General features: G+C 32.8%; 30 protein-coding genes. 10 read left to right on the forward strand and 20 right to left on the reverse strand.

Features of this window, described 5'->3' with window-relative positions:
* Positions 1–14: 14 nt before the first annotated feature.
* Entirely contained in the window at positions 15–614 is a 600-nt protein-coding gene (locus ERK18_RS03315; RefSeq protein ID WP_187154291.1) for a thymidine kinase, read from the reverse strand.
* 143 nt (positions 615–757) lie between these two features.
* Between ERK18_RS03315 and ERK18_RS03320 the strand changes: the two genes are divergently transcribed.
* Positions 758–2,110 (forward strand): Mur ligase family protein, encoded by a 1,353-nt coding sequence (locus ERK18_RS03320; RefSeq protein WP_187154292.1) that lies wholly within the window; start codon positions 758–760, stop codon positions 2,108–2,110.
* A gap of 64 nt (positions 2,111–2,174) precedes the next feature.
* Here the strand turns inward: ERK18_RS03320 and ERK18_RS03325 are convergent, their stop codons facing one another.
* Positions 2,175–3,776, reverse strand: a complete 1,602-nt coding sequence (locus tag ERK18_RS03325) for an ATP-binding cassette domain-containing protein (protein ID WP_187154293.1) — start codon at positions 3,774–3,776, stop codon at positions 2,175–2,177.
* A 445-nt stretch (positions 3,777–4,221) separates the two neighbouring features.
* Here ERK18_RS03325 and ERK18_RS03330 point away from each other — a divergent pair, with 445 nt between their 5' ends.
* Positions 4,222–5,049, forward strand: coding sequence for a PRD domain-containing protein (locus ERK18_RS03330; RefSeq protein ID WP_034981220.1), 828 nt, complete (start codon positions 4,222–4,224; stop codon positions 5,047–5,049).
* Positions 5,050–5,061: 12 nt separating this feature from the next.
* Entirely contained in the window at positions 5,062–6,933 is a 1,872-nt protein-coding gene (locus ERK18_RS03335; RefSeq protein ID WP_187154294.1) for a beta-glucoside-specific PTS transporter subunit IIABC, read from the forward strand.
* Between the two features lie 64 nt (positions 6,934–6,997).
* Here ERK18_RS03335 and ERK18_RS03340 read toward each other — a convergent pair whose 3' ends face one another.
* The 6 genes from ERK18_RS03340 to ERK18_RS03365 form a co-directional block, all read right to left on the reverse strand.
* Positions 6,998–8,743 (reverse strand): BspA family leucine-rich repeat surface protein, encoded by a 1,746-nt coding sequence (locus ERK18_RS03340; protein WP_187154295.1) that lies wholly within the window; start codon positions 8,741–8,743, stop codon positions 6,998–7,000.
* A gap of 262 nt (positions 8,744–9,005) precedes the next feature.
* Positions 9,006–9,509: a hypothetical protein gene (locus ERK18_RS03345; RefSeq protein WP_187154296.1), complete on the reverse strand. Its 504-nt coding sequence runs from the start codon at positions 9,507–9,509 to the stop codon at positions 9,006–9,008.
* A gap of 12 nt (positions 9,510–9,521) precedes the next feature.
* Positions 9,522–9,713, reverse strand: coding sequence for a hypothetical protein (locus ERK18_RS03350; protein ID WP_187154297.1), 192 nt, complete (start codon positions 9,711–9,713; stop codon positions 9,522–9,524).
* A gap of 112 nt (positions 9,714–9,825) precedes the next feature.
* Positions 9,826–10,389 carry a hypothetical protein gene (locus ERK18_RS03355; protein WP_261982424.1) on the reverse strand — a complete coding sequence of 188 codons (564 nt, stop codon included), beginning with the start codon at positions 10,387–10,389 and terminating at the stop codon, positions 9,826–9,828.
* A gap of 1,364 nt (positions 10,390–11,753) precedes the next feature.
* A complete protein-coding gene (locus ERK18_RS03360; protein WP_187154298.1) occupies positions 11,754–12,905 on the reverse strand; it encodes a tyrosine-type recombinase/integrase in 1,152 nt (383 codons plus the stop codon).
* Between the two features lie 117 nt (positions 12,906–13,022).
* On the reverse strand, positions 13,023–14,015 hold the full coding sequence (locus ERK18_RS03365) for a helix-turn-helix domain-containing protein (protein WP_187154299.1): 993 nt from the start codon (positions 14,013–14,015) through the stop codon (positions 13,023–13,025).
* A 141-nt stretch (positions 14,016–14,156) separates the two neighbouring features.
* On the opposite strand from ERK18_RS03365, the gene ERK18_RS03370 reads away from it, so the two are divergent.
* The 7 genes from ERK18_RS03370 to ERK18_RS03395 all read left to right on the forward strand — a co-directional run bounded on the left by ERK18_RS03370 (position 14,157) and on the right by ERK18_RS03395 (position 18,113).
* The gene (locus ERK18_RS03370) at positions 14,157–14,336 is read left to right on the forward strand and encodes a helix-turn-helix domain-containing protein (RefSeq protein ID WP_187154300.1); all 180 of its coding nucleotides are present in this window, start codon (positions 14,157–14,159) and stop codon (positions 14,334–14,336) included.
* Positions 14,337–14,347: 11 nt separating this feature from the next.
* Complete coding sequence (locus tag ERK18_RS03375) at positions 14,348–14,599, forward strand: hypothetical protein (protein ID WP_187154301.1); 252 nt, start codon at positions 14,348–14,350, stop codon at positions 14,597–14,599.
* 3 nt (positions 14,600–14,602) lie between these two features.
* Positions 14,603–14,869: a DNA-binding protein gene (locus ERK18_RS03380; protein WP_187154302.1), complete on the forward strand. Its 267-nt coding sequence runs from the start codon at positions 14,603–14,605 to the stop codon at positions 14,867–14,869.
* A gap of 244 nt (positions 14,870–15,113) precedes the next feature.
* The gene (locus ERK18_RS03385; RefSeq protein ID WP_187154303.1) at positions 15,114–16,553 is read left to right on the forward strand and encodes a DNA primase family protein; all 1,440 of its coding nucleotides are present in this window, start codon (positions 15,114–15,116) and stop codon (positions 16,551–16,553) included.
* 386 nt (positions 16,554–16,939) lie between these two features.
* Positions 16,940–17,245, forward strand: coding sequence for a hypothetical protein (locus tag ERK18_RS03390; RefSeq protein ID WP_187154304.1), 306 nt, complete (start codon positions 16,940–16,942; stop codon positions 17,243–17,245).
* Positions 17,246–17,379: 134 nt separating this feature from the next.
* Positions 17,380–17,505 (forward strand): hypothetical protein, encoded by a 126-nt coding sequence (locus ERK18_RS09485; protein ID WP_261982425.1) that lies wholly within the window; start codon positions 17,380–17,382, stop codon positions 17,503–17,505.
* A 14-nt stretch (positions 17,506–17,519) separates the two neighbouring features.
* Complete coding sequence (locus ERK18_RS03395) at positions 17,520–18,113, forward strand: hypothetical protein (protein ID WP_187154305.1); 594 nt, start codon at positions 17,520–17,522, stop codon at positions 18,111–18,113.
* 1,223 nt (positions 18,114–19,336) lie between these two features.
* On the opposite strand, the gene ERK18_RS03400 is transcribed toward ERK18_RS03395, so the two are convergent.
* From ERK18_RS03400 to ERK18_RS03455, 12 genes are all read right to left on the reverse strand, one after another.
* Complete coding sequence (locus ERK18_RS03400; protein ID WP_034977755.1) at positions 19,337–19,921, reverse strand: hypothetical protein; 585 nt, start codon at positions 19,919–19,921, stop codon at positions 19,337–19,339.
* Positions 19,922–19,933: 12 nt separating this feature from the next.
* The gene (locus ERK18_RS03405) at positions 19,934–20,512 is read right to left on the reverse strand and encodes a hypothetical protein (RefSeq protein WP_187154306.1); all 579 of its coding nucleotides are present in this window, start codon (positions 20,510–20,512) and stop codon (positions 19,934–19,936) included.
* 965 nt (positions 20,513–21,477) lie between these two features.
* Positions 21,478–21,870 (reverse strand): ArpU family phage packaging/lysis transcriptional regulator, encoded by a 393-nt coding sequence (locus ERK18_RS03410; RefSeq protein ID WP_187154307.1) that lies wholly within the window; start codon positions 21,868–21,870, stop codon positions 21,478–21,480.
* A gap of 539 nt (positions 21,871–22,409) precedes the next feature.
* Entirely contained in the window at positions 22,410–22,772 is a 363-nt protein-coding gene (locus ERK18_RS03415) for a hypothetical protein (RefSeq protein ID WP_187154308.1), read from the reverse strand.
* Between the two features lie 87 nt (positions 22,773–22,859).
* The gene (locus ERK18_RS03420; RefSeq protein WP_187154309.1) at positions 22,860–23,051 is read right to left on the reverse strand and encodes a hypothetical protein; all 192 of its coding nucleotides are present in this window, start codon (positions 23,049–23,051) and stop codon (positions 22,860–22,862) included.
* Positions 23,039–23,188 carry a hypothetical protein gene (locus ERK18_RS03425; protein ID WP_187154310.1) on the reverse strand — a complete coding sequence of 50 codons (150 nt, stop codon included), beginning with the start codon at positions 23,186–23,188 and terminating at the stop codon, positions 23,039–23,041. Before ERK18_RS03425 ends, ERK18_RS03420 begins: the two co-directional genes overlap by 13 nt.
* A gap of 304 nt (positions 23,189–23,492) precedes the next feature.
* Positions 23,493–23,780 (reverse strand): hypothetical protein, encoded by a 288-nt coding sequence (locus tag ERK18_RS03430; RefSeq protein WP_187154311.1) that lies wholly within the window; start codon positions 23,778–23,780, stop codon positions 23,493–23,495.
* Positions 23,781–23,785: 5 nt separating this feature from the next.
* Entirely contained in the window at positions 23,786–24,079 is a 294-nt protein-coding gene (locus ERK18_RS03435; protein ID WP_187154312.1) for a hypothetical protein, read from the reverse strand.
* A 66-nt stretch (positions 24,080–24,145) separates the two neighbouring features.
* Complete coding sequence (locus ERK18_RS03440; RefSeq protein WP_187154313.1) at positions 24,146–24,325, reverse strand: hypothetical protein; 180 nt, start codon at positions 24,323–24,325, stop codon at positions 24,146–24,148.
* An 11-nt stretch (positions 24,326–24,336) separates the two neighbouring features.
* Positions 24,337–24,753 (reverse strand): hypothetical protein, encoded by a 417-nt coding sequence (locus tag ERK18_RS03445; RefSeq protein WP_187154314.1) that lies wholly within the window; start codon positions 24,751–24,753, stop codon positions 24,337–24,339.
* A gap of 222 nt (positions 24,754–24,975) precedes the next feature.
* Positions 24,976–25,773 (reverse strand): N-acetylmuramoyl-L-alanine amidase, encoded by a 798-nt coding sequence (locus ERK18_RS09405; protein WP_222710099.1) that lies wholly within the window; start codon positions 25,771–25,773, stop codon positions 24,976–24,978.
* The gene (locus tag ERK18_RS03455; RefSeq protein ID WP_187154315.1) at positions 25,760–26,083 is read right to left on the reverse strand and encodes a phage holin, LLH family; all 324 of its coding nucleotides are present in this window, start codon (positions 26,081–26,083) and stop codon (positions 25,760–25,762) included. Before ERK18_RS03455 ends, ERK18_RS09405 begins: the two co-directional genes overlap by 14 nt.
* Positions 26,084–26,096: the final 13 nt, after the last annotated feature.

The following is a 26,096-nucleotide window of genomic DNA, read 5'->3' on the forward strand; positions in this document are numbered from 1 at the left end:
GTTCTAATCCCTTCCTATCTTTCTTGCTCCGGGTGAAAATAATGAAACCGACAAACCGGGTAATAACTTTCATCCCCGCCAATTTGAACCTGTTCGCCTTCATAAACCGGTTTACCATTGTGTATCCGCTGATTCATTGTAGCCTTTCTACCGCAGTAGTGGCAAATCGTTTTGATCTCTTTTATTTTATCAGCAAAAATTAATAAATTCTTGGTTCCTTCAAATAAATTATTTTGGAAGTCGTTTTTTAAGCCAAATGTCATTACCGGAATACCTAAATCGTCCACTATTTGTGCGCATTCCACCACATGATGACGCTCCAAAAACTGAGCTTCATCAACAAACACGCAGGCAATCGCGCCATCTCCACGTGCTTTTTCCTGCTCATTCAACTTTTTTATATAAGCAAAAATATCAAAATCATGGTCAATCGGAACTGCATTTCTGTGAAGTCCAATTCTTGAGGCCACAGTTCCAACTCCGCTGCGATCATCAATCCCACTGGTTAACAAAGCGATTTTACGACCTTGAGCTTCATAGTTATGAGCATCCTTTAGTATCTCTAAAGTTTTGCCACTGCTCATCGTGCCATACTCAAAAAATAATTGTGCCATTTTTGCTCCTTTGTTTCATTTAAATTCACCTAACTAATCTAGTATAATGTAAAAATAAAATATGTGTAGTTAAATGGTTAAAAACTCGTTTTCAATTTGTGGCTATGCTATAGTTGATAGTGATTTTAAAGCGAGGGAAGAATATGAGTTTTAAGTCTGTAATAGCAAAAAGCGCGGGTAAATCAAGTTACTGGTTTTTACATAATATTTTAAAAGGCGGTACCAGTTTTCCCGGCAAGTTGGCAATGGACCTGGATCCTGAAATTTTAAAAACGCTGGCTGAAGGATATGAAACTGTAGTTGTTACCGGTACAAATGGCAAGACCATGACTACAGCTTTGATCGTGGCTGCACTAAGAGAAAAAAATGGAGACGTTTTGACCAATCCATCGGGTTCCAACATGCAACAAGGAATTGTGACGGCCTTTTTAGCACACAAAAAGAAAAAATCTTCAAGACCAATTGCAGTGTTAGAAGTTGACGAAGCAAATGTCAAAATGGTGACGGAACTGCTTCATCCCAGCGTTTTTGTTTTAACCAATATTTTTCGCGACCAAATGGATCGCTACGGTGAAATCTACACTACCTACGATAAAATTGTTGAAGGAATCAAACTGGCACCCGAGGCTATTATTATTGCCAATGGTGATGCCAGTATCTTTTCTTCAGTTGACTTACCTAATCCTAAAATTTTTTATGGCTTTAAACTGCCTAGAGATAAGCCGCAAAATGACAGCAAGGCTCCTGTCAACACGGATGGCATCTTATGCCCTAAGTGTGATCATATCTTACATTATCATGAACGTATTTATGCCAACCTGGGAGATTTTTTCTGTCCTAATTGCAACTATCACAGACCCGAATTAACCTATTCTGTTAACAAAATTATTGAGCAGTCACCAAATAAACTCAAATTTCAAATGGGCAAAAAAGACTACAGCATCAACATTGGCGGAACTTACAATATTTATAATGCTCTAGCTGCCTATTCTGTGGCACGTTATTTTGACCTGAGTGAAGAAGAAATTGCTCAGGCTTTTGCAAAAAACAAGCGGATTTTTGGCAGACAAGAATTAATTAAATATGAAGGAAAAGAAATTGACCTGATCTTAGTTAAAAATCCGGTTGGTCTAGATGAAGTGCTGCACATGCTTAACACTGAAAAAGATGATTATTCATTAGTAGCCTTGCTTAATGCCAATCACGCCGACGGAATTGACACTTCCTGGATTTGGGATGGTCAGTTTGAAGATCTCAACCATAAGCAAATTAAAAAGATTCTGGTTGGCGGCGAGCGCTGGCACGACATGGGCTTTCGTCTGGAAGTTGCCGGTTTTGACCCGGGTAAAATGGTTACCTGCAACGACAATGAGGAAGTAATTGCCAATATTGCTAACTTACCAACGAAAAAGGTTTACATTTTGTCTACCTATACTGCTATGCTCTCTTTACGCAAGACTATGGCTGAGAAAAAGATGATTAAGGCTGGGATGTAAAAAGTAGCAATAATATAAATTAAAAACCCGCAAAGTGTGCAATGAAACATTTTGCGGGTTATTTTTATTTTGTATTTTGTGCTAAGTTAAAGATCTTGACGTTGTTTTCTTGTGCTATTTTTTTGTTAAAGTTGTGAGCCACTTCAATAACAATTGAAGGCAGTTGGTAAACTAAGCGGTGTACTTCATCAGCATTTTGATGATCCAGGCTAGAGGTAATTTCATCTAGTAAAAAGATCTTCTTATGACGCAGAAGTCCTCTGGCAACAGCCAGTCTCTGCGCTTGTCCACCGGAAAGGTTTTTGCCTTGTTCCTTAATTTCAAAATCCAGTGCTTTGCTGCCTAGCTCTTTGTATAAACCTACCTTTTTCAAAGAAGCAACTAATTCTTCGTCTGTGAAATTTTGCAAAAGAGAAAGATTTTCCCGAATCGTTCCTGCAAATAACCAAATATTCTGTGAAATAAATACAAAATCTGAATATTTCAATTTGTGTCCGCCAAATTTCACATCACCCATTTCAATTGGAATGTATCCTGCTATGGCATTTAGCAAAGTTGATTTGCCAACTCCCGAAGGTCCTGTAATAATCATTTTGTCGTTTTCATTTAGACTTAAAGACAGGTTTTTAAAAATTTCTCGGTCACCATGTTTAACCGACAGGTTTTCAACAACCAGTTTATTGTCAGCGACTGGCTGAGCAATTTTTTGATCTGTTTTTGTTTCAGTCCAAGAAATCTTTCTAATTCCTTCTGTACTTTGAATTTGAGTTTCAAAATTAGTTAGCTGCCGAAAGCCACCAACCACGTGATCCGCAGTAAGAGTCAAGGTAAGAATCGTACTTACTGTGACCCCTAAGATGCTGTTTTTGGCCATCCAAAGCCCTATGAAAATCGGAGTTAAAGTTATTAATATGGCAAATAACCAGGAAATAAATTGCAGAACATATTGGAAAGCATTCAATTGGTAATATCTTTGTTCCTCATCGTGCAAAGAATGATCAAATTTCTGCATAAATAGTTTTTTAACTCCAAAATTCGTAATTTCAAAACGCCCTGCAAATAAGTCACGCGTAATCGCTAAAAAAATGGAATTAGAATGGCTCCACATGTCTGTCTTAATTTTCATCTTTTCTTTACCCATATAACTGGGAAGAAGCGACATGAAGGAAAGAGCCAAATAAATCAGACCTAAAACTGGATTAGTCATTAATACTACAACTGTAGAAGATATGACCGTCATCAAACTTTGAAAAAGCAATAAAAGCGGTTCAAAATACTTTTCTTCTATCTGTTTGGAAATACTAGTCATGTTGTTCAAAACTTCAGATGAATCCAAGTTAGGATTGTTAAATGAACTGGCAAAATTTGCCCTAAAATAAATGCCTTTTATCTTTTCATTTAAAGTCTGAATTGCTTTTTGCATTAACAGGCTAAATAAGAAAAGAGAAACATAAACGGTTAAATATGATAAAACTGCGGCTATGCCAAATGCGATCAAACTGTTTCCGTCTTTGACGTTAAGTCTGGGAATATAACCTAATATATAACCATTTAGTACTCCTTCAAAAGAACTGGTAACGCCAAAGATAAATAAACAAAGTATCATCCATGGATTAAGATTGCTCAAAACCCATTTTAGTGTGACATTTACCTCTTTTTTGTTCATGCTTTTACCTCATCTTAGCTTAAGTTATTTAGTTTGTAATTATAGCAAGATTAAAAACAAATGACTATCAGATGTGAGTAAGAGGCCGATTTTTTCAGCTAAGAGGCTTAAACAATAAATGGAAGTAGTATGAACATAAGTGCTAAATGCAGATGTTTTTAAACAAAGTACTCGTCAAGCAAGATTTTGCTATTGGCAAATCAAGCAACTAGTCAAAAGCAAGTGGCGAAAAAAGAGCTTATTGACCTAATTTTTGCAACTTAGTTTTTAAAATTTACAATTTATAAAAGCGCTTGCATAATTGAAAAACTTCTGCTATATTAACCTTGTTAATGATAGCGTATGTAACTGGTAATGCAGGCAAGACTACATTGATGACTAAAATTTAGTTTTAAATCTTAGTTATTATTGTTGTTTTTGTCTGCTTTTTTAGTGGCAAACAAAAATGAATAAAATAAAGAAAATACTTAACGTTAATGTTGTGGTTATTGAACAAGATGGTACAGAGTATATTGCTTTTGGGAAAGGAATAGGATATCATGCAAAAATCAATCAAGTTATACCCGATGAAAAAATAAGCCGTATTTATACTTCAGTAGACAATAGTAAGCAAAATGAGCTAATTCAATCTTTGAAAAAAATACCTGCAAATATTATTAAAACAACAGAAGAAATTGTTGAATTTGCGGAGAAGTTTTTAAATGAGAAGCTGGATGCAAGTATTTTCTATTCACTTTCAGATCACTTATATTTTGCCACTCAAAGATTAGAGCAAAATTTAACTCTGGGAAATAGAATATACTTAGAAATGAAAACCTATTTTAAAGATGAATTTAAAATAGGTATATTCTCGCTAAATATTATTGAAAAAAATTTAGGCATCAAAATGCCACAAGAAGAAGCAGCAAATATAGCTTTTCACATTATAAATGCATCAAGCAAAGATGAAAGCAGTAATGTCTTAGAAATTTCCAGAATGATTGATAACATTTTACAAACTTTACGAGTTATTAGTCACGGAAAGTTAAAGTATGAGGGAATAAATTACGATCGCTTTGTGACACATATAAAGTTTTTTGCAGAAAGATATATAAATGATCAAATGTTTGCGGATGACCCTACTTTACTCGAAAAGGTGTCTGATTTATATCCTGAAGCAAGTAAAATTGCTTTTAAACTGAAGCAAACTTTAGAAGTGATATATACCAAAAGAATTTCAAAGGAAGAATTAGCTTATCTTATTATTCATATTCACAGAGTAATGATGTATTAAAGGAGAATGTATATGAGAAGCAATAAAGAAGTGACTGATTTAATAGTTGAAAATATTGGAGGGGCAAATAATATTACAAGTATGTATCATTGTGCTACCCGCATTCGTTTTTACCTAAGAGATAAAACAAAATTTAACTATCAGTTTTTAAGAAAACAACCAGAAGTTTTAGGGGCGGTTCAGTCCGGGGAAGAGTCGCAAGTTATAATCGGTGCAAAAGTTGATGAATATTTTAGGCAAATTCAAAAAGATTACCATATTTCAAGTGAAGATGACAAGACTAATAAAACCGAAAAAAATAAAGTCGGCTGGTTTAGACGATTAATTAATGTTCTAGTGGGAATAATGGCTCCAATCATCACTGCTTTAATAGCTGGTGGTATGTTTAAAGTTATTATTTCTATTTTAACTACTTTTAATTTAATCTCACTAAAATCTCAAAGCTACGCCATTTTGAGTTTTATGGCCGATGCAGTATTTTACTTTTTACCCGTAATGCTGGCAGTAAGTGCTGCTGAATATTTTAAAACCAATAAGTTCTTGTCCATTGCAATTGCTGGTGTGCTATTGCATCCCAACTGGGCGGCTATGGTAGCTGCAGGCAAGCCTGTTGCACTTTTCGGCATTCCTGTTACTTTGGCTTCATATAGCAGCACTGTAATTCCAATAATTCTCTGCATTTGGATTCAGTCATATGTTGAAAAATTTGCAGAAAAAGTTTCACCAAATGTTATCAAAACTATGCTAAGGCCATTACTAATATTCTTAATTATGGCACCTCTTGCTTTAATTCTAATTGGACCAATTGGATCTTGGTTAGGTGATTTATTAGCACTTTTAGTTAACTCACTTAATAAATATGTACCTTGGCTAGTGCCAACTCTTATGGGTACCTTTACTCCACTTCTGGTTATGGTAGGTATGCATGTAGCCTTAACACCTTTAGCCTCTTTGGGATTTGCCAGTGCAGCAAGAAGTGAAAACGTGCAAGGACCTGGTATGCTTGCATCAAATATAGCTCAAGCTGGCTGTTCTTTTGCAATTGCGGTAAAAGACAAAACTCCTAGAAACAGACAAATTGCAACGTCTGCAGGAATTACTGCCCTTTCTGGTATTACCGAACCCGCACTTTATGGTGTCACCTTAAAATACAAGCGTGCTCTATATGCTGTTATGGCGGCTGGTGGAATTGCCGGTTTTTATGCTGGGATTACCAAAGTTGTTCGCTATTCTTTTGGCTCGCCTGGTATTTTCACTATCGTAAACTTTATTGGTAAGCCGGGGAATTTCGTTAATGCAATTATAACTGGGGTTTTAGGCTTTGTATTAGCTTTTGTTTTTACTTACCTATTTGTCAAAATCGATCAGCCTGTGACCAAAAGCAATTTAGAAAATAGCACAGGAAATATAATAACTAGTAACAATATTGATAATTCTGAAGAAGTTGTCAGTGCACCAGTTGATGGTAAAGTCGTTGCTCTAGATCAAGTGAATGATGAAGTCTTTTCTTCTGAATCTTTGGGTTCAGGAGTTGGAATTATTCCAATCAGTGATTTGATAGTCTCACCAGTAAACGGAAAGATCACAGTGGCATATAAAACAGGTCATGCCATTGGAATTACCACCCCTCTTGGTAATGAATATCTAATTCACATTGGCATAAATACTGTTAACCTTAAAGGAAAGCACTTCAAAGTTCTTACTAAAGAGGGACAAGAAGTCAAAAAAGGTGATCCTTTAGTTCAAGTTGATTTTGAAGCTATCAAAAAAGAGGGCTATGATCCAACAGTAATGGTCATTGCTTTAGACAAAAAGAATGATCAATTAACCTTCTTTTCTAAAGATAATGTCACAATTGACAATGAAATTTTCAAAATCAATTAAAATGTAATGTAACGAACACAAAAAAAGCATAATTCTTAGAAGTGAATTATGCTTTTTGATTATCTTAAAAGTTTGCTTTCTTAACAAATCTATTTTTATCTACAATGTAATATTTTTTATTTTTAATTTTGATGGGATCACCATATGTTTTTGCTGTTGAACCTTTTTTCAAAACTTTCTTATTTTGGCGATCACCATATTGATTATAAATGTATGCATTATGTTTTATTTTACGGACTATAGAATCAACATTACCGGCAGCAATGTAATAATTTATTTTGCTATTGCCTTTACCATTTAGAACGTAAAAATTGCGTCCGTTGATAGTCGTTTTACCATATGCCATTAGTTTCGAACCAATTTTTAAAATAATTTGGTTTGCACGAGTACCAGTATTGTCATAAAGATAAGCATTGTGCATCAACACTACAGTCTTTTCGCTACTTGAACCGTTATTATTGCTTTCGTCTTTGTCCTTATTTTCATCATTATTCTCCACTGGATTTGTTGGCTCAACCGGAACGGGATTAGGAGCAGGATAATTATTGTCGGTATCATCTGGTGGTGTTACTAGTTTTTTCCAAGTATAAGCGCCCGGCTTAAGAGATCCATCTTGACTTTTTTGAATTAATTCAGCAGTAGTTAGTTGAGGTTCGCTATTATTATTGGTCAATCGCCATTTGTTGATAAAATTTTCTTTATTCGGTGTTTTTTCAGGATTTGGTTGCCCCAAAGCCACATCGGTACTTAATTTTGTTTTTGTGCCTAAAACTAAAGTAGTTATACCTGGTGCGTATTGGTATACAACCTTGCCGTTCACAATAGTCCCCACTGGTAGAGTCAAATCATATGCCAGCATATTTTTCATATTGGGACTTTGGGTAGTATCTAACGAACTCAAATCCAAGTAGTTGAGGCTGATCAAATAACTAAGCATATCTGCCATGTTAGTCACTTTTTCAGTATTGAAAAGACTTAAATCAAGTTCAGTTAAATTATAATCACCATGAAACATATTTTTCATTGAAGTAACAGAACTGGTATTAAGATCTTTGACTCCATCAATTTTAGTAAGATTTGCACAACCATTAAACATAAAAGTCATATCTTTGACATTTTTTGCATTGGAAGCAAAATTACCGCCAATATTTAATGATCCGTCATCACTATCTATGAACATATCCGTAAACATGTAACTCATATCAGTAACTGCAGAAGTGTCCCAGCTTGATAAATCAAGAGACTTAATTTTACTGGCATAAAACATCCCTCTCATGCTAGTTACTTCTGAAGTATCAATGTTACTCAGACCACTAATCTCTGTGAGATTTATTAAACGCTCATCCTTTACATATCGAAACCAATAGCCAAAGTCGCCTACTAGTTTTAAATGCTGGTCAAATTGGATCCTCTTTACGTTTTTTAATATATCTGGGTCTGCAAATGCGCCCGCACCATTGTCTGCATCCTTAATTGTACCGGCACCCACTTTTAATGTGTTATTTGAAGGATCATAACTCCATTCAGGACCGTCAGCTCCCCATTTGCCAGACTTGACAACAGTTGATTCATCTTGAGTTTGTACAGAATTTTTTTGTATCTGAGAATCATCATCTACTCTTGTATCCAGTTCTTGATAACCAATTTTAGTAGATCCATCAATGCTCTTGCTGCTTCCTAATTGTATATGATTTTCATAATTTTTTAATCTATTAGCGCTAACAACGTTAACATTGACGATAATAAAAAGTGTAAAGGTTGCAACAGTTAAACTGCTTTTTTTAAGAGAATTTTTTAATGCTATATTCATATGTATTATTTTCCTTATATTAAACATTATACAAAGTTATTAACATTTACTATATAATATAAGATAATAACAGAGGAGTTTAATTTTACTTTTTATTCTGCTTGCTAACATGATTAATTTTACTGATATTTAAGTGTTATTTATCTAATAAACTAATAAGGGTATTGGAAATAAACCTCCAATACCCTTATTACCTCAGCATAGAGCATTATTTTTAAAAGCAAAATATCAATTACTTACGCAATTCTTACTCTTTAACTCTTTAATTATTTATATATTTTTTCAAGAACAACCCTTGATGTGATACTAGTTGATCAATCATCTTAAAAGAACTCTTGGAAAGATTTTTAAAATATGTATCATATCCATCTTCGATTACCATTATTGAAAACTGATTACCATCATCGAAAATTATATACAAAGCAGACCAATTTTCAATAATTATTTTTTTTATCAGTTTAGCTAATTTATCTAAACCAATTCGTCGTAAATCTTTATTTATCAGTTTTGGATAAAGTGGCTTCTCGTCAGTATCATCTAAAAAAACGTGTGAATCATAGTAGTAAAGAATTGTGAAAGCAATAAAAATAATTTTTTTAGCAAAATGAGGTTTAAAATCTTTGTTTAAATATTCTGATAGTTCAGAATAATCTTCATTGGGAAAAGTTATTGGTACAAAATCTATATAATAATAGTTTTTTGGATTTATTTCTGTATTTAATAATTTGTCTTTTATTTTATTGGCATTAGCCTTTTTTCGATTCATATTTTTATTTCTCTAATTTCTCAGGATTTTTCCATTAGCAGACAATATAGCTTGTCTGATTCCTTTTCTATTTTTGAGTTTCCATTTACCATGACCATGACCATTTTTGTCTATAATTATTCTCCAGCCCTTGTCTTCTTTATAACCATAACCCTCAGGACCTAACAGATTATCTATGATAACATGGGCTAATTCAGAGTTCATTTTCTTCCTCCCAATTTTTTTAGATTTGATTCCAATTTTAATTATTTATAAACTGATTCCTACTTAAAAATACCACTAATATTGCCTTACTTCAGTTTCGCTTTTATTTAATTTAGAAAACAAAGTCTGAATCAGAATAAGTGTTTTTCTTCAAAAACAGTCCTTGATGTTCTACTAATTTGTCAATTATTTCTAAACCTTTTCCAGTAAGATTGTAAAAATATGTACTATACTCATCTTCAATACTCATTAATGAAGTCTTACCATCATTCTTAAAAAGTATATTAATTCCTTTGCTATTTTCCATAACCATCATTTTAATCAAAGTAGCTATAGCATTTAAACCGACATGTCTTATATCTTTAAACACTAAATCTGGATAAATAGGTTTAGTATATTTATTCTTTTTTAAATAAGTTAATGATCGAGGATCAGTATCTTTATCCCATTTATCTATAAAAACTTGCGAATCATAATAATATAGAATAGTAAAAGCAATAAAGACTATTTTATTTGCAAAATCAGACTTATAATTTTTTTCTAAATAATCTGCCAGTTCTGAATAATCTTCATTGGGAAAAGTTATTGGTACAAAATCTATATAATAATCATCTTTATGGCTTGGCTTTGGACTTCCCAATTTTACAATTAACTCATAGGCTTTTTCGGGTTTCATTTTGATGACCTCATTTCTTTTTTATATTTGATCCCAATTTTAATTACTTAAAAGGGATTTTTACTTAAAATTACCAATAATATTGCCTTACTTCAGTTTTGCTTTTACTTAACTTAAAAAACTCAATCAGAATAAGTAACTCACTTCTAAAATAGTCCTTGATACTCTACTAAATTGTCAATCATTTTTAAGGCCTTTCCTGTAAGGCTGCAAAAAGAAATATTAGAATATTCAATGCACATTAACGAAGTCTTACCATTGTTTTTAAAAAGTACGTTAACTATTTTCCATAATCATTATTTTAATTAGAGTAGCTATAGCATTTAAACCAACATGTCTTATATCTTTAAATACTAAATCTGGGTAAATAGGTTTAGTATGTTTATTCTTTTTTAAATATGCAAATGACTGAGGAACATCATCTTTATCCCATTTATCTATAAAAACTTGCGAATCATAATAATATAGAATAGTAAAAGCAATAAGCACAATTTTATTTGCAAACTCATAATTTTTTTCTAAATAATCTGCTAATTCTGAATAATCCTCATTGGGAAAGTTATTGGTACAAAATCTATATAGTAATTATCACGCGACTTTTGACTTTGCAATTCTGCAATCAATTCATAGGCTTTTCAGGTTTCATTTTCATTCTTTACTTTCACACTATTTATTTCTATACACAACACAATTATAATAACATATGTTACTTTTAAATCAATATGAACTTGTAAAATTGTCTAATGGAATTATTTTTAATCCCTTTATACAAAAACTTAATTAAAATCTATCACTAGTAATGAGAAGAATAATAATTTACTCATCTTAGAGTTGAAGGAAGAGACAATGCAAGAATTATACTATCACTGAAAATTTAAATTTTCTTGTTTGTTTTATTTTTTCTCTTTCATTATAGTTGTCATTGATAAGCTTTATAATCTCCACCAGTTTGTTTTAGGATTATATGTTAATCTGAACTTACCAATAGTCATTTTATAGCCAGTAATCATTACAATTTAATTTTTCATAGAAAAAATGTAGAAAGAAAATAAATAGTTACCACTCCCAGAGGTAATTTATAATAGTAATTTTAATTCCAAACTCTTCTAATTTTGACAGATATATCAAAGATTACTCCGTCTTTACTTTACAAAAAATATGGCGTCTAAAATATGTCTTTCAGGTAATTTGGAAAAAATTCGATAAAACAAAAATGCCTTTATACCAGCGTTTAAGCAACCTGATATAAAGGCAAAAATGTAATTATTGGGATATCCGGGCTCGAACTATTAGACCCGTTATGCCTTTTATATCAGTATTTTAAACAGGTTGCTCGGAATATGAAGTCTGATATGAAGTCGATTTTAGCCTTCCATATACCTTTCAAATTCTGTCACGGTTTCCTGTTCGCTTTGTTTTGTTACATGAGTGTAAATATCCATTGTGGTTTTTATGGATGAATGCCCAAGCCTTTTTTGTACATCCTTCATTGATGCACCAGAATCAAATAGCAGGGATGCATGAGTATGCCTAAATCCATGAACTGTAATATGTCTAAGATGGCCATGCTCACAGATGCTATTATTCCATTGTGTAGGCTGTGTTGGTTGATTAAGCTTATTTTGCCAAGTCGGGAAAATCAAGTTATTTGTACTAATAAAATTATACCCCAGTTTCAGCATTTCTTTTTGTTGACGTGTTCTCCACTCTTTTAACATACCCATAGTCTGCTTGTCCATTTGAATGGTTCTCACACTACCACGTGTTTTTGGTGTAGAGATATAAAGTCTATTATTAATGCCCTTGCTTACCGATTTATCAACTTTTATTTTATTATGCATAAAATCTATCCTATCCCATTTTAAAGCCAATGCCTCGCCTTTACGCATCCCTGAATAGGCTAATAATCTAAAGAATACATAATACATAAAATTTCTTTTCTTAGCACAGCATAGAAATTGTTTTAATTCTTCCTTAGAATAAAAATTATCAAATTCCTTTGGTTGCTCAATATACTTTGGTCTTACAACTTTTTTCATTGGGTTCTTATCAATTAATTCAAGATCAACAGCATAGTCTAGCATGCGGGATGCATAACGTATATACCGCTTATAAGTTTTATGAGACACTTCAAACCATTTATTTACAGCACTTTGACACTGGAAAATGGTAAGCTTATCTATATAAATATTACCTAAGTCCTTAAGAATATGATTATCGAAAATTCTAAGTGCGGTAGCATACGTACTTTCCTTAACCGTAGTTTCATAGGTCTTAGACCATAATTTAAACAAGTCCTTCATGGTGTAGTGCCTTTTGGTAAGTGGTTCATATTCACCATTAAGGACTTTTATTTTGTATTCATAGTATGACTTTTCTGCTGCATCCCTGGTCTTAAAGCCTTGTTTTTTTATTTGAATCGTATGACCGGTCGTATCATTTTTACCTACATAAATATTAAATCCGTATCTACATTGACCACTAGGTGTGGTGTACTCTTTAATTTCATTATTCATGTTTAATTAATTCCCTTCTAAACATTAGAAGGCGTGCAAGTGAACTAATCTTAAATATTTAGCATGTGGTTATTATATTTATGCGGGTAACGTTTCGTGACGGCCTATCTAGGGATGCTATTTATTACCTATAATTTCATCTCTTTCTCTTATATATTCATCAGTATCAGTCGTATCTTCTCCTCGTTCTTTCTTATAGTTTCCATAAACTTCAATAAAATCCGAATTACTATGTTCAGCCATATAATTACGGCAATCTATATCACCTGCTTTAATTCTACTTATTAACTCATTTACAATCTTTTCAACAAGTTCATCAGAAGATAAATTCATCATGTAAACTTGATTTTTAATATCTTGAATAAGATCTTTATCATAATCATTTTGATTAAAGCTGTCTTTTTTAAAGCCGTTAACCTCATCTCTTAATTCATTTACCAGCTTTGCGTATTCATTAATGGCCTCTTTAGCAGACGACAAATCTAAATATTTTATTTTTTGTATGGTTTTATCATGCAGTTCATTTTCATTTTTAAATTTATCTTGATAGAGCTTCCCTAATAAAGTTAGCTTATATGGAGATTGAAACTTAGCTATATATTTTTCAACTTCACTATCAAAATAAACAATCACATCATCTTTATTACCCTTATTAATATCTTGTAGCCGTTGACTATCCAAAATATCTTTAAAATGATCTAGCCAATATTTCTTTACCTTTTTGGTTAAAGGAAAATCTTTAGTTTCTTTCTCGTATAAAGCTCTTGGTACGGGATCATAACTTGTAAGTCTAATATATAAATTTATATTCTTTACAAACTCATAATTGAAAGTACCTATTTGCTCTATTACATCCTTTTCAAAATAATATTCATGGACGATTTTAATTATTTCATCAGTGGTATAAGTGAAACCCTGTAAATATGGAACTGAAACTTTGAAGAAGTCTGCAAACTTTTGCCAAGTTTCTATTTTAGGTTCCCTATCTCCTCTTTCATATTTCGCCAATGCATCAGCGGTAACAAATAAGGATTCCTGTACTTTCATTTTTTTGACTGTATCTTTTAGAGTTAATCCTTGGCTTTTTCTTAATTCTCTTAGTCTATTCATGATTATGTCTCCTTATAGTTACAAATAATAACACTTTATTCCAAATAATTATACAAAATGTCTTGATTTTGTAAAATACATTTTGTATAATTATTTCTGTAAATCAAAAAATACATTTTGTATAAAAAGGAGAATAAGTTTATGACCGAGTACTTTTCATTAAAACAAGCAATGCACTACTTAGGATTTAATTCTTACAAATCTCTAAAAGAATTGACTAATGCTGGATTACCAATTATTCAAGTTGGAAAAACTAAAAAGATTAGCAAATCTGCAATTGATGAATTTATGAATGAGCATCAACAAACAGTTAATGATTAAGGAGAAAATCTATGGAAAGAAAAATCAAAGTAACTAGTGAATTCGACAATAAGTTTATTCAAATAGCAACAGAAAGCTTGGATATTTTTTATTGTCTGACTATCCTTTCAGACAAAATAACTGAAATAGAAAGTCCTAGCGACTTAACACTAAATCAGTTAAACGAAATATCTGCTTTAACAAATGTAATTAAGAGTTTTACTAAGCGTTACAGCGACTTAGTAAATAATTCATACACGCTAATTTATCGTGGAGAGGAATAAATCATGGAATTTAAATTAGACCAAGAACAAAAAACAGACCTGCAAAACTATGTTTGTGGTCTGATTAAAGACAGTATTAAAAAAGCAGCATCCCCTCAGCAGCCATATTTAAACCGTGTAGAGATTGCAAAGTACTTTGGTGTAGCTCCATCTACTATAACTTATTGGGCCTCTCTGGGCATGCCAGTGGCTATCATTGATGGTCGCAAACTATATGGTAAGCAATCCATCACTAAATGGATTCAGAGCAAAGAAAAAACCGTTTCTTAGACAACCACGAAAAAGAAAACGGTATTTAAGTAATTATAACATCTAGAAACGTGCAAGTGAATTAATCTTAGGTGTTTAACTGAAAAGGAAATAAATTATGAGTCAAGACAACGAAGAATTAATCAAATGTTTAAATGAAATAAACCAAAGTCTGAAAGATATAAATAGCTCACTTAAAAGTCTGAAAATTATAACAGCTTGTGTCGATTATTAATACAGTATTCTAGAAAGAGAGGTTTCAAATTTGTCTGATAATAAACCACGAGCAATTACCATAGACCCTAAGTTAAAGGAAAAATATGAACAATTAATCAACAAAACCGTTTGTTGGATAATAATTGATAAGGATGGCAAACCTAAAGTCAATATTTCTGAATTAGGTAATACTATTCTCAAAGCACACGATTGCATTATCGTTGAGAATGGCAATAAAGACGATTTTTACGAGTATAACAAAGCTAAAGGGTACTGGGAGCTTAGGAACATTAAAAGCATTAAGAGCGCCATTACAAAGCTTTTAAACAGTCATAACATGTGGACTGATCGAGTGGCCAGGGATGCTTTTCACTTTGTTAGTGACAGCATTAAACGAGTTAAATGGATAGATACATTTGGTAAAAAACAAGGTAACTACTTTAACTTTAAAAATGGTATTTGGAATTGGGATGATTTCAAATTGCAAGAGCATTCGCCTAAGTACTATTTCAAATCATGTGTTGATTATGACCTGGTGGTTGCTGATAAATATCCGAACGCACAAGCCGTTATAAATAGTTGGAAAAATAAAAATAGTTGGTTAGAAACAGAGAAATGGTTAGCACTTTCAGTAGGTGAAAACATGCAATCATTGATGGAATTCATAGGTTACATATTTTATCCAAGTTATGAACCAATTCAATTATTCGTTATCCTGTTAAGTCCAGGTGGTGACGGTAAAACCACCTTTATGAACCACCTAACCACCCTTGTAGGCAATGAAAATACTTCTTTTGTTTCTTTAATTGATTTAGCAGACAAGCGTCCTAATAATTTTAGTCATTCAGAATTATACAATAAGTATCTAAATGAATATGACGATATATCAAACGCGTACATCCCTGATACTACTGTTTTACAGAAGTTAACCGGTGGCAGTTCAATAACTGCACCAGTTAAAAATAGGCCAGGTATTACATTATTTAATTATGCTAAATTACTATTTGCATCTAATGACTTGCCTAGTTTTAGTAATACAACCAATGCATTCTTACGCCGAATTAATGTAATTAAGTTCTTTAAAATAAACAACTTTAAACAGACTATAGATATGAAAAAAGTTAACAAAGAACGTGGTGAGTTTGTTTACAAATGTATGGTCTTAGCCAGGGATGCAATGAAAAGAAAAGAAATCAAACAAACTGAGTCAATTATTGCACAGAGAAACAATTGGATAGAAGATAACGACCCCATAAAGCAATTTATTAATGAAGATTGTACCTCAGCTCCAACGGAAGAAGTTGATGAACATGATTTATACAGTGCCTATAAAGTTTGGTGTATTAAATATAATTTCAAACCAGTTAGCAAAACAAAATTCAAGAAAGAGCTTGAGAACAAAGGAATTTTTAGAAGTGTTGAAAACAAGCGTATTGATGGAGAAAAACGAAAAAGGCGGTATTTTTATAAAGGTATCAGCTTAAATTAAAGACAGGTACAAACCACAGACTTTCAATAAACCCTTATGAGAGTAGCCACGGTGCAAATGGAACTTTCAAGGTTCAGATAAAAAACATGCCTAACTCGTTGAGAGAGTAAGTAAGGTACTAGTGGTACACTCTTTTTTAAAATAAATAAAATAATATATATATATATATATTGGACTACATACCCCTATATACAATCTCTATCAAGCTCAAAAAAAGTGTACATTTTGTGCCAAGCATACAGGCTGTAGGTTAGAGGGGTATTTCCCGATTTGTACCAAATGTACCACGTCCGCCAAAAAGTTAGTATACAAAGGATTTGTTGAATCAGTTATTTGTGCCATGCCTTTGTACCATATCACACGTATTAAGCAAAGGAATTAAATTTATGTATTACTCACTTGAAGACTTAAACAACTTCGATAAATTAAATTTTGTTATGCAGATTGAAAGAAAGTCTGGTAAGCAAGCCGCAATTCATTTCTGTGATTGTATGACATTAATTTTAAATAAGGCAAAGCATAACAATTACTTTGATGAAATGAACGATAAGCTAAGTTGGTCAAGAATAGCCGTTGAACATGATGGTACCCCTACACTATTCTGTGGTTCCTTTTCAACTAAGACATTTTATATCTATACCATCAAAGATAATCAAGTTAAACGTGAGCTCAAGCTACTAGTAAATGACTAATTACAGCCGTTTATGTTAATAAATGGTAACGCTAATACATATCGTTTTTAGTTATCCTCATTTCAATATACTCACTTAAACTAAACTAGCTTTAATGGCTAGTTTTTTGTATTATTTTTTATGAGGTGAATGTAATGAAGAACTGGTTTAAAGAATATTGGGTGTATGTTGCCATAGCTATATTTGGAGGAATTATAGGTACTGCACTTAGTTTAACTATATGGCACCAAAATAACATAGGTACACTTGCAGATTGGTAAGTGGCATCGGATCTGTGGTAGCTATTGTATTTGCATATTGGCAAATTGATGAGCAAAGAAAAGAATATGAGGAAGATAGAAATTATGAAAAAGAAAAAGAAAAATTCAGCAATAGAGCATATTTCGGAATAACATACGGTAATTATGTTATTGAAGGAGAAGAAATTGTCTATAATTGGAATTATTGTATTTCAGAAAATTTTTTTGATTATAATTCTGATAGAAAAATCTTTTTTGTAAATGAGACAATGACGGGAAATAGTTTAATTATAGTTAAAAATTATAGTAGTGCTAATGCTATAAATTGCCTTTTAAAAGTTGAATACAATGATAATTCATCTGATACTTTTGATTTTGAAAATTTGCAACCAGGTGATAAAAAAACTATTATACCTAACAAATTAATAGATAAGCCTTCGTCACATATCCCACAACTAATAAATAGTATAGAAATTCATTTTGATTCTATTCGTAACGAACACTTCGTTCAGCGCTGGGATAAAAAAGGAATGAATAATATGCTGGATCTTTCTGATTCTGAAATTAATGATGCAGAAAAAGAAAATAATTTTCATAAAGGTTCATATTATTGTTTAACAGAGACTTAAATACCATGACGGCCTGCTAAAAAGATTATAGAGTTTAGTGCCATGTTGCTAAAACCAATTATGAATACCAGGTAAGATTGAAGACTAAACAAAGACACATAAATGTCGATATAAAGGACATAAATGTGTCTTTTTGTTTGCTCTTATTAATAAGATACTGATTGGCTTATTGTCTAGGATTTATATTTGTATTCGAAAGGGAGTTAGATAAACGTTTAATAATATTTGGAATGCACTATCAAATAGCGTGTGGCCATTCACGGTTGCAGTATTTAATCTCTGGGCAATTGGCAAGGTCGGTGGTTTCTTTATTTCTATAACTATCCGAGTTCTTGCTGATAGTTATCACGACATGCATCCCTTGGATTAGTGGTGATCCGTATACCACCGTTCTCTACCCTGATAATAATTGACCCCCGCCCCCAATATCGTTAGTCCAGGAGCCGCAACAAGTGGTGTTCGCTTGCGTGACAGACCTTTTTTTAATTTTTTTGAAAGGGGGGGTCTACTATGACAAAGGTTAATTTAACGGCATCTGAGGTGCCTGAAAGTGCATCAAAGGGGCTTAATAATTATGGGAAAAAGCAAAACCTTATTTAGAGAAAATAACTAAGTCCTTAACACTTTTATAGATAAGTGATTATGCTAACAAAAGCTAACCATATTTGTGATTTACTTACCTGTGTACCCAAAACAGGTATGCAGCTTATAGCATTGCAAAGAATGACAGACTTTTTCATACAATGAATAATACAAGTCATGAGTGTATTAGCTGCAAAATTTTCGTGTGCACTTTGCGCACCCTTTTTTTAATTGCATTAATCCCTATAAAACGGTCTTTGTAGCTATTATCTTTACACCCTAATTGTTGGAAAATGTTGGAATCTTTTATTTTCAACACTCGTGGCTAAGCGTGCAGCATTACCACTACCAGGGATGCAGAGGCACCGATTCAGTGCTGCAGCTATAATTTTATAGCCCCTCCTATTTTCGCCACAGAAGAGCCGCTACAGTGTCATTTCCTTGCATGATACAACAATTTTTCAAACTTTTTTAATAGGGGAGTCTAAGAACACTAAACATTAATATATCAAGCTTAAAAGCTTTTGTTTAACCATTGAAATACCTTAAGGATTACGGAAAGATATAGCTATTTAAACAAGTAATTAAAAAAGCCTCCCAGGCGGTGGCTTTCTAATTTATTATTGTATGAATAAGTTTAACTAGCTATTTTTTTGCTTACGGTATTGTTCGTACAAATAATTCTCTTTGCTAATAATATCTAATGTCATGATGTTAGCAATTTTGATTGGAGTGGATCTAACCTCGTCCAGCAAGCCATAGTCTTTACAATATTCTTTTTGATCAATTAGTACCTTTTGCGTGTCAACAGAAATTATTTTTACAGTTTCCTCATAGTCATCTTCAGATTCAGCTATAGTCACATAAAAACCGTGATCGCAACAATATTTTAATATAGTAATGATATCCTTTTGGGGAATGTCGTTATATGCTTTTTGTAAATTTAATCTATCAAATTCATCTTGCTTTTTTAAGTAGTCAATGTAGAAATCAAACATTCTTGTATGACTATCGTCACATACCAATTTTTCAATTTCTGTCTTCTTATATAAAACATAACTATCTAAACTACCAACATCGTCTACAACTTCAAAAATATAGTATTGTCCCAAATCAGCGATCATATAACCTAGTGCAAATATATAACTGTCTTGCGATTTCCCATAAATCTTGACTAACTCTTTCTTATTAAGATAGCTATTCCAATCTTTTCTTTTAATTATCATAATAGTCCCTCTCTATTTATAATGTTTCCAACTTTTTCTTAATGTTTTCTTTTCAGGCTTATATTTCCTAGCTTGTCCACGTTGATGTCTATTTTTATTCGACTTAGACCGGTGGGTTCTGTGATCTTTATTCCTTTTATTTGCTTTATATCTACCACTGTTTTTAGCAAATAATTGGACAACCTTTTTGTACAAAGCGGAGCCAGCTGCTAGGGCCACTCCGCCTATAAGGATAACACCACCTGCAGTAAGAACAGCTTCACCTACGCCCGGAATTGCCATAGCTGCTACTGCTGGAGCAATTCCCACTCTTCTGACTCCAGTTTTCTTGCTATGTTTAATTTTCTTGGACGGCTTTACTTTTCCACCTTGTTTTAAGGCCTTATCTATTTCTTCCCTATTGGCAAAATATACTACCTTGGCTTTATTCAGTCTACGTTCAAACTCTTTCATGGTCATCTTAATGCCATTAATCTTAACTATTTTACTCTTACCAGTCGCATAAACAGGTGTTGTTGTTGGCGTTACTGCTGCGCCTATTAAACTAGCAGAAATTATCACAAGCCCAATTTTTTTAATATTCAATTTCATTATTACCCCCTATATTAAAAAGTATCTAAGAATTATTATATAACTTTTTGCACCAAATCAATAATAAGAATTAAATTATTTAATAATATTAGATAAATGATTATAACCTAGCCGGTCGTGTTTCGCGACAAGCCTAATATATCAGAATTAATGCGTTAAGCATCCCCCGCCCCGTTGATCTGAAGAGAGAAACCACATAATGGTGTCTTCTCTTTCAAAAACTGAATTCGAAATACTTTAAGGGAGGGGGACTGTGGATAATTGCATTAAGAGATTTCAGTGCTTTAATTTTATAGGAAGTACGCACACGCACCCCCCAGTCTATTAAACTAAAGGGGTCTTTGAATTACCGACCCCTTGTCACAAAAATGACGCCCCAATTTAGGGCCCCCTTAACGACGTAGTTACAACTACACTCATTAAAAGAAATGCTCTAAGTGGCTCAGGCCCACTTAGAAAATCCGTTATGACTGTGACCCATTTCAAAATCGTTTCAATGCATCAGGTCAAATAATCACGATCAATCAAAACTTGGCCAAAGAGGGGGTCCATTTTGGACCTCCCTTAAGACTAAATAGAATTGAATCATCGAATTACAAAATTCACTAGAGCTGCATGATGTAACAATCATCATACTCTAAAGTATGCATATGCCCAATCCACATTTGGTTTGGGGTATAAAACAAGTTAAACAACCTATATTTTAGTTGTAATTATAAAATGTTAAAACACTAGGATAATCCAATTTTGGTTTTTCCTACTGATAAAAAGTGTGCAGTTTTCAAAATAGTGTGCATTGACATGATAGCTTATATATCAGCTTTCTTACCGATTTTTATCAAATAACCACCTTAGTAAATGCTAGTATTTGCTAGGATTCATTCCTTAAAAATAATCACCTAATATTAGGTTAAAACTTGAAAAAACCTGAACACTTTTCTTAAAGTTATTGTTAAAACCAATCTCTATTTTACTAGCTTGATAAAAGGTTCTATATCTATCTTCTTTTGATATATAGCAAAGTTCTCCATAAACTCATTCATAGCTATCTGTTTTAATTCCCAATACCTGGATTTACTATAACCCATTTCTTCCATGACCTCTTTATTCGTATGACCAAATAAATAAACGCCTGTAAGAATTTTCTTTGATTTAATAGAACATGCTTGAATAGCTTTGCCCACACACCAAGTCACGTTCTCGGCAAATGCTATTTCTTCAGTAACTATTGTCTTATCCATTGTAGTAAGGTTATCTACCTTATCAGCTGTTAAATCAGTTTTAAATCTGGCTGAGTGCGCCACAAGCATATTTAAGTCTTGTTTGAGAAATACTTTTAGATTTTCTGTTACTTCCATGGGATGCTTTCCTCCATACGTGCCCCGCTCTATATTAAGAGAGCCAATTTATTTCCGCTAATTGTAAGTACACTATTATTTTCTTACTCTATAAATAATGAAAAATTTTGTACCGATTTTAGCCGTTTCAAACAAAAAAAGAAAGTCCAAAATGGACTTTCTAAGGTAAATAAACTATAAATTATTAAATCTCTGAACACTTGATATTATAGCACTTTTCAGTACTTAACTATACCAATTTTAAGATATTTTGACTAATCCACCATTGCCAAAAAATTTGCACCGAATTTTGCACCTATTGGGCTAATTTCAGTTAATTTCAAAAAATGGCAAAAAATAAAAATGCCTTAGTACCAACACTTCAAGCGAGTTGAAACTAAGACAAATTACAAAAATTGGGATATCCGGGCTCGAACCGAAGAAAACTATAGTATTTTATAGAATTTTAAAAATATAAAACGCTGATTTAATAGGAAATAGCATTTTATAAATTTATAAAAACTATATCACTGATGGGCAAATTGATGGGCAAATTTTGGTTATGCTTTTATCTGAATATTATTGATATTACTAAGTTCCACGTCAATATTATTTATTATTATCTTATCACCATTGTATCCTTTTACCAGACCAACAATGTCAGGCTGTATTTTCTTGTCTATAGTTTTCTCTTTGAGCTGTACAGAAACTATTTTATTATTTGCGAATGCTTGTAGCAAAACCTGGCTGATCTCAACTTCAGACATAGAGTCTTTCTCGGAATATTCTTTAGCATTGTTTTCTTCGTCTTTATTAAGAGCAGCAATATGGTCACTAAGCATGAAACCTTGCCATTTTTTCATACCTCTGTCTTGATAATTTTTAAAAAAGTTGTTTACTGTATCGTTAAAATTATTTTCCATCTTTTCCACCAAACATTTGTTTGCAATTATTATAAAATGATGGTGCTGAGAGTGCAATTTTGAAGGCTTTAAACTTTTAAAAAATGATTAATTATTTTGCTTTAACTCTTTTCGTCTCATCTTTATGTATTCTAAAGTTTTATCTAGATCTTCTTCATCTGCATATTTAAGAATGAAATTTTTAGAATCTGATCTTCTCCTAATATAATTCATTCTTTTTTTATGCGCATCGTTCCACTTTTTATTTGCTCGCTTTTGAGCCTCAGTTAGTTTAGCCATTTGATCACTCCTGAAATTAAAATAATTGCCATAGCTAAAACTAATAATGTTTTACATATTGTTTTAGGTCTTAAGTCGATCTGTGTTTTAATTGTCAAATTTCCTTTTTTAGTTTCAAAGTTATAAATTTTACTCATTGTAATAGTTACCTTTCTATAATATAATGTTTTTATAAACAACAAAGAAGGGAAGTCCCTTCCCTGTTGTTCATCTTTTATAGATGATTTCGAAAGCTATTATTCCGAGACTCAGTTTGAAATGTATCTCGATAGTAGCTTTTTTCTTTTCCTTTTCCTTTTTTTCTTCATCTCCTCACCTCCTTATAATTATATAATACACCTACGGTTGTATATTGTCAACAATTTTTTGTATTTTTATCAAGGTTTCTTAAATATTTTTTGGACAAACAAATAACCACCCTAGCGGTTAACTAGAGCGGTTTTATATAGTTTTATTCTCTTTTTTAAAAATCTCGAGAAGATCTCTAGACTTAATCTTCTTTCTTAAAAAATTAGGATAAGTTTTTGCGACTTCTTTGTCAAAGTTCTCAATATCCATGTACTCAGGATTTCCTATTTCATCTGGATCGTTAACCGGGAAATAGTCAAAATAAATTTCTTGACCATTCTCCATTACCTTCCAGTATGCCCAAACTTCTGTATTGCCAAACTCGGCAATATCTTTTTCTAATTCATTAATTAAACTTGTTGAATCAAATGAGTAGTACATGGAAATTACCTGATAGCATCTGTGTATTCGTCAATTAGTGCTGATAGATTACTATCTTTTAGATTTAGGTCACGAGTCCAGAACTCGCTCATATCGAATTCTTGTGGCAAACCATCACCTTCAGTGTTCATCTTAAAGGTAACGTCAACACGCTGACCTGAAGGATAATCCTTAGAATCATCATCAAAAATGGTAATTACGTCACGCTGATCAGCATCGTTTAAGCCGTAATCAGCAACATACTCATTAATCTCGTCTGCATATTTCTTGCTAATTGTTCTTAATTCTGAATTTTTCATTTTAAAAGTTCCTTTCTTTATTCATTTACCTTACATATATTATAATATACGTTAAAACGTATAAAGTCAAGCATTTTTCTGCTTTTCTTCAATTAATTTTTGTAATTTTTCTAGATCTTCTTCGGTTGCAAGTTTGTTTACAAATCTTTTAGCTTGAGATCTGGCAACGATGTATTTTTTTCGCTCCTTATGTGCTTCATCCCATTTTTTACTAGCCTTTAATTGAGCCTCACTAACTTTGCTCATTAAGTCATCTCCTAATCCTTTGCAACTAAGACCAGATTATCTTCACTGATCATTTTTTGCTGATCTTTAGCAATTTCAAGTGCATCATCCCAGGTTAACATATCGCCCTGGCTTACCATGTCTTCAAATGGCTCTCTTGCATCAGCAACTTTGAAGTAATTTTTATCTAAAAGAATATAGGTGCCATAATAGCCTTCAAAGTATTGCCAGTTCTTTAAGAACATGCAGTGGTCACGATCAAGCTTAAGAACGTAGTTCCTCCAGCCATTGTTATAGTTAACGTAACTGAATACATTGTCACGGTTGACTCTGATAAGAGCCTTGCTTTCGTCATCATTAACTTGTTGCTCAAAGTCCCAGTACTTATGAGATTGATCTTGATATTTGAATCCTTTAAATCTGTATTCGTTAAAACTTGTAGTAGACATTTTAGAAGTTCCTTTCTTTCTTCATTCACCTTACATATATTATAATATACGTTTTAACGTATAATGTCAACTACTTTTTGCAATTTTTTCTAAAAAAAGTTAATATTAATTTAGAAGTTTCGATCAAACTTCTTTTACCTTATAGCTCCCAAAAGGGAGTTTTTTTATTGCACAAAAATAAGCCACCCCAGAGCAATGCTCCAGAGTGGCTTATTTGATATATTATTTAAATTGTCCCATTGCTTTACCGTACTTATCTTTGCCGACAATATAGCCGTAGCCATTAGCTCGTGGCTGCCTTAGCCACAAACGCTTAGGACCTTGCAGAACAGCATCATATTTAATTGCGCTGCCCTTTGGCAATTTAGCAATTGCAGGAGCGCTGATATGTGGTGAGGTATGCAGCTTGAGTGCTTTGCCTAAAACAAAAGTTCCTGGTTTCTTAACCCAATTAGATTTTTTGCCAGAACTCTTAGCTGGTGCTTTTGCTGCAGAAGCTTTACCGCCTATACCATGAGCAATGTCGTGTGCGAACTGCGCTTTGCTAATACCGATGCTTGAAAGATAGCCATAGGGATCGCTGTGGTCTGTATTGCCCAAATTATGCGTTACCCAGTTATGCGTCTTAACGCCACGTTTAGATCCAGTATCAAGCGTCAACGGAATACCGTACTTTTTAGCATACTCACGGATCAGACCGATATAGTTACGATAGGCTTTTAATGCACGTGTCTTATTACTGAACTCACAGAGTTCGATTTGCATAGGTGATAATTGATTACCATAATAGCCACAGCCCCAAGCGACATAGCCTAGGCCACCTACCAGGTAGCAATCTTTATCATCCACTACCAAATGGACATAGGTTTGTGCCGTGTTAATGCCAGCCTTCATGTTGTGGGCAATTGCCCAGGCTTCACCGTTTGTCGTGGCGGTTGAGTGAGCCACAATAATATCTCTTTTAGCAAGAGCAGAGGCACCCTCATTAGCCGCCAATGCATACTTCTTATTTAGTTTCATTTTTTGCTGCTCCTTCCTGGTAAGCTTTTTCGATCATGCCTTCAGCTGTTTCTTTCGTTATATTTGCTTTTGAAGCCTTGGCTTGCTCAAGCAATGCATCGGTAGCTGCCTGCTTTTTTTCTGCTCCAGTAGCATCGGTATGTGTTGCCTGTTGCGTGACAATATATTGGGCCACGTCATACAACCATTCCATTTTCTTTGCAAAATCAGGATTATGCACTTTTGCGTATTGATAGACAGCTACAATGCCGACTGCTAATAGAACAACGTATGGTAATAATGAATTAAATAGATTAATAATTTGAGTCATCTTAAAAATCCTC

The sequence above is a fragment of the Lactobacillus kimbladii genome (genome assembly GCF_014323605.1).
GTDB classification, from domain to species: Bacteria; Bacillota; Bacilli; order Lactobacillales; family Lactobacillaceae; genus Lactobacillus; species Lactobacillus kimbladii_B.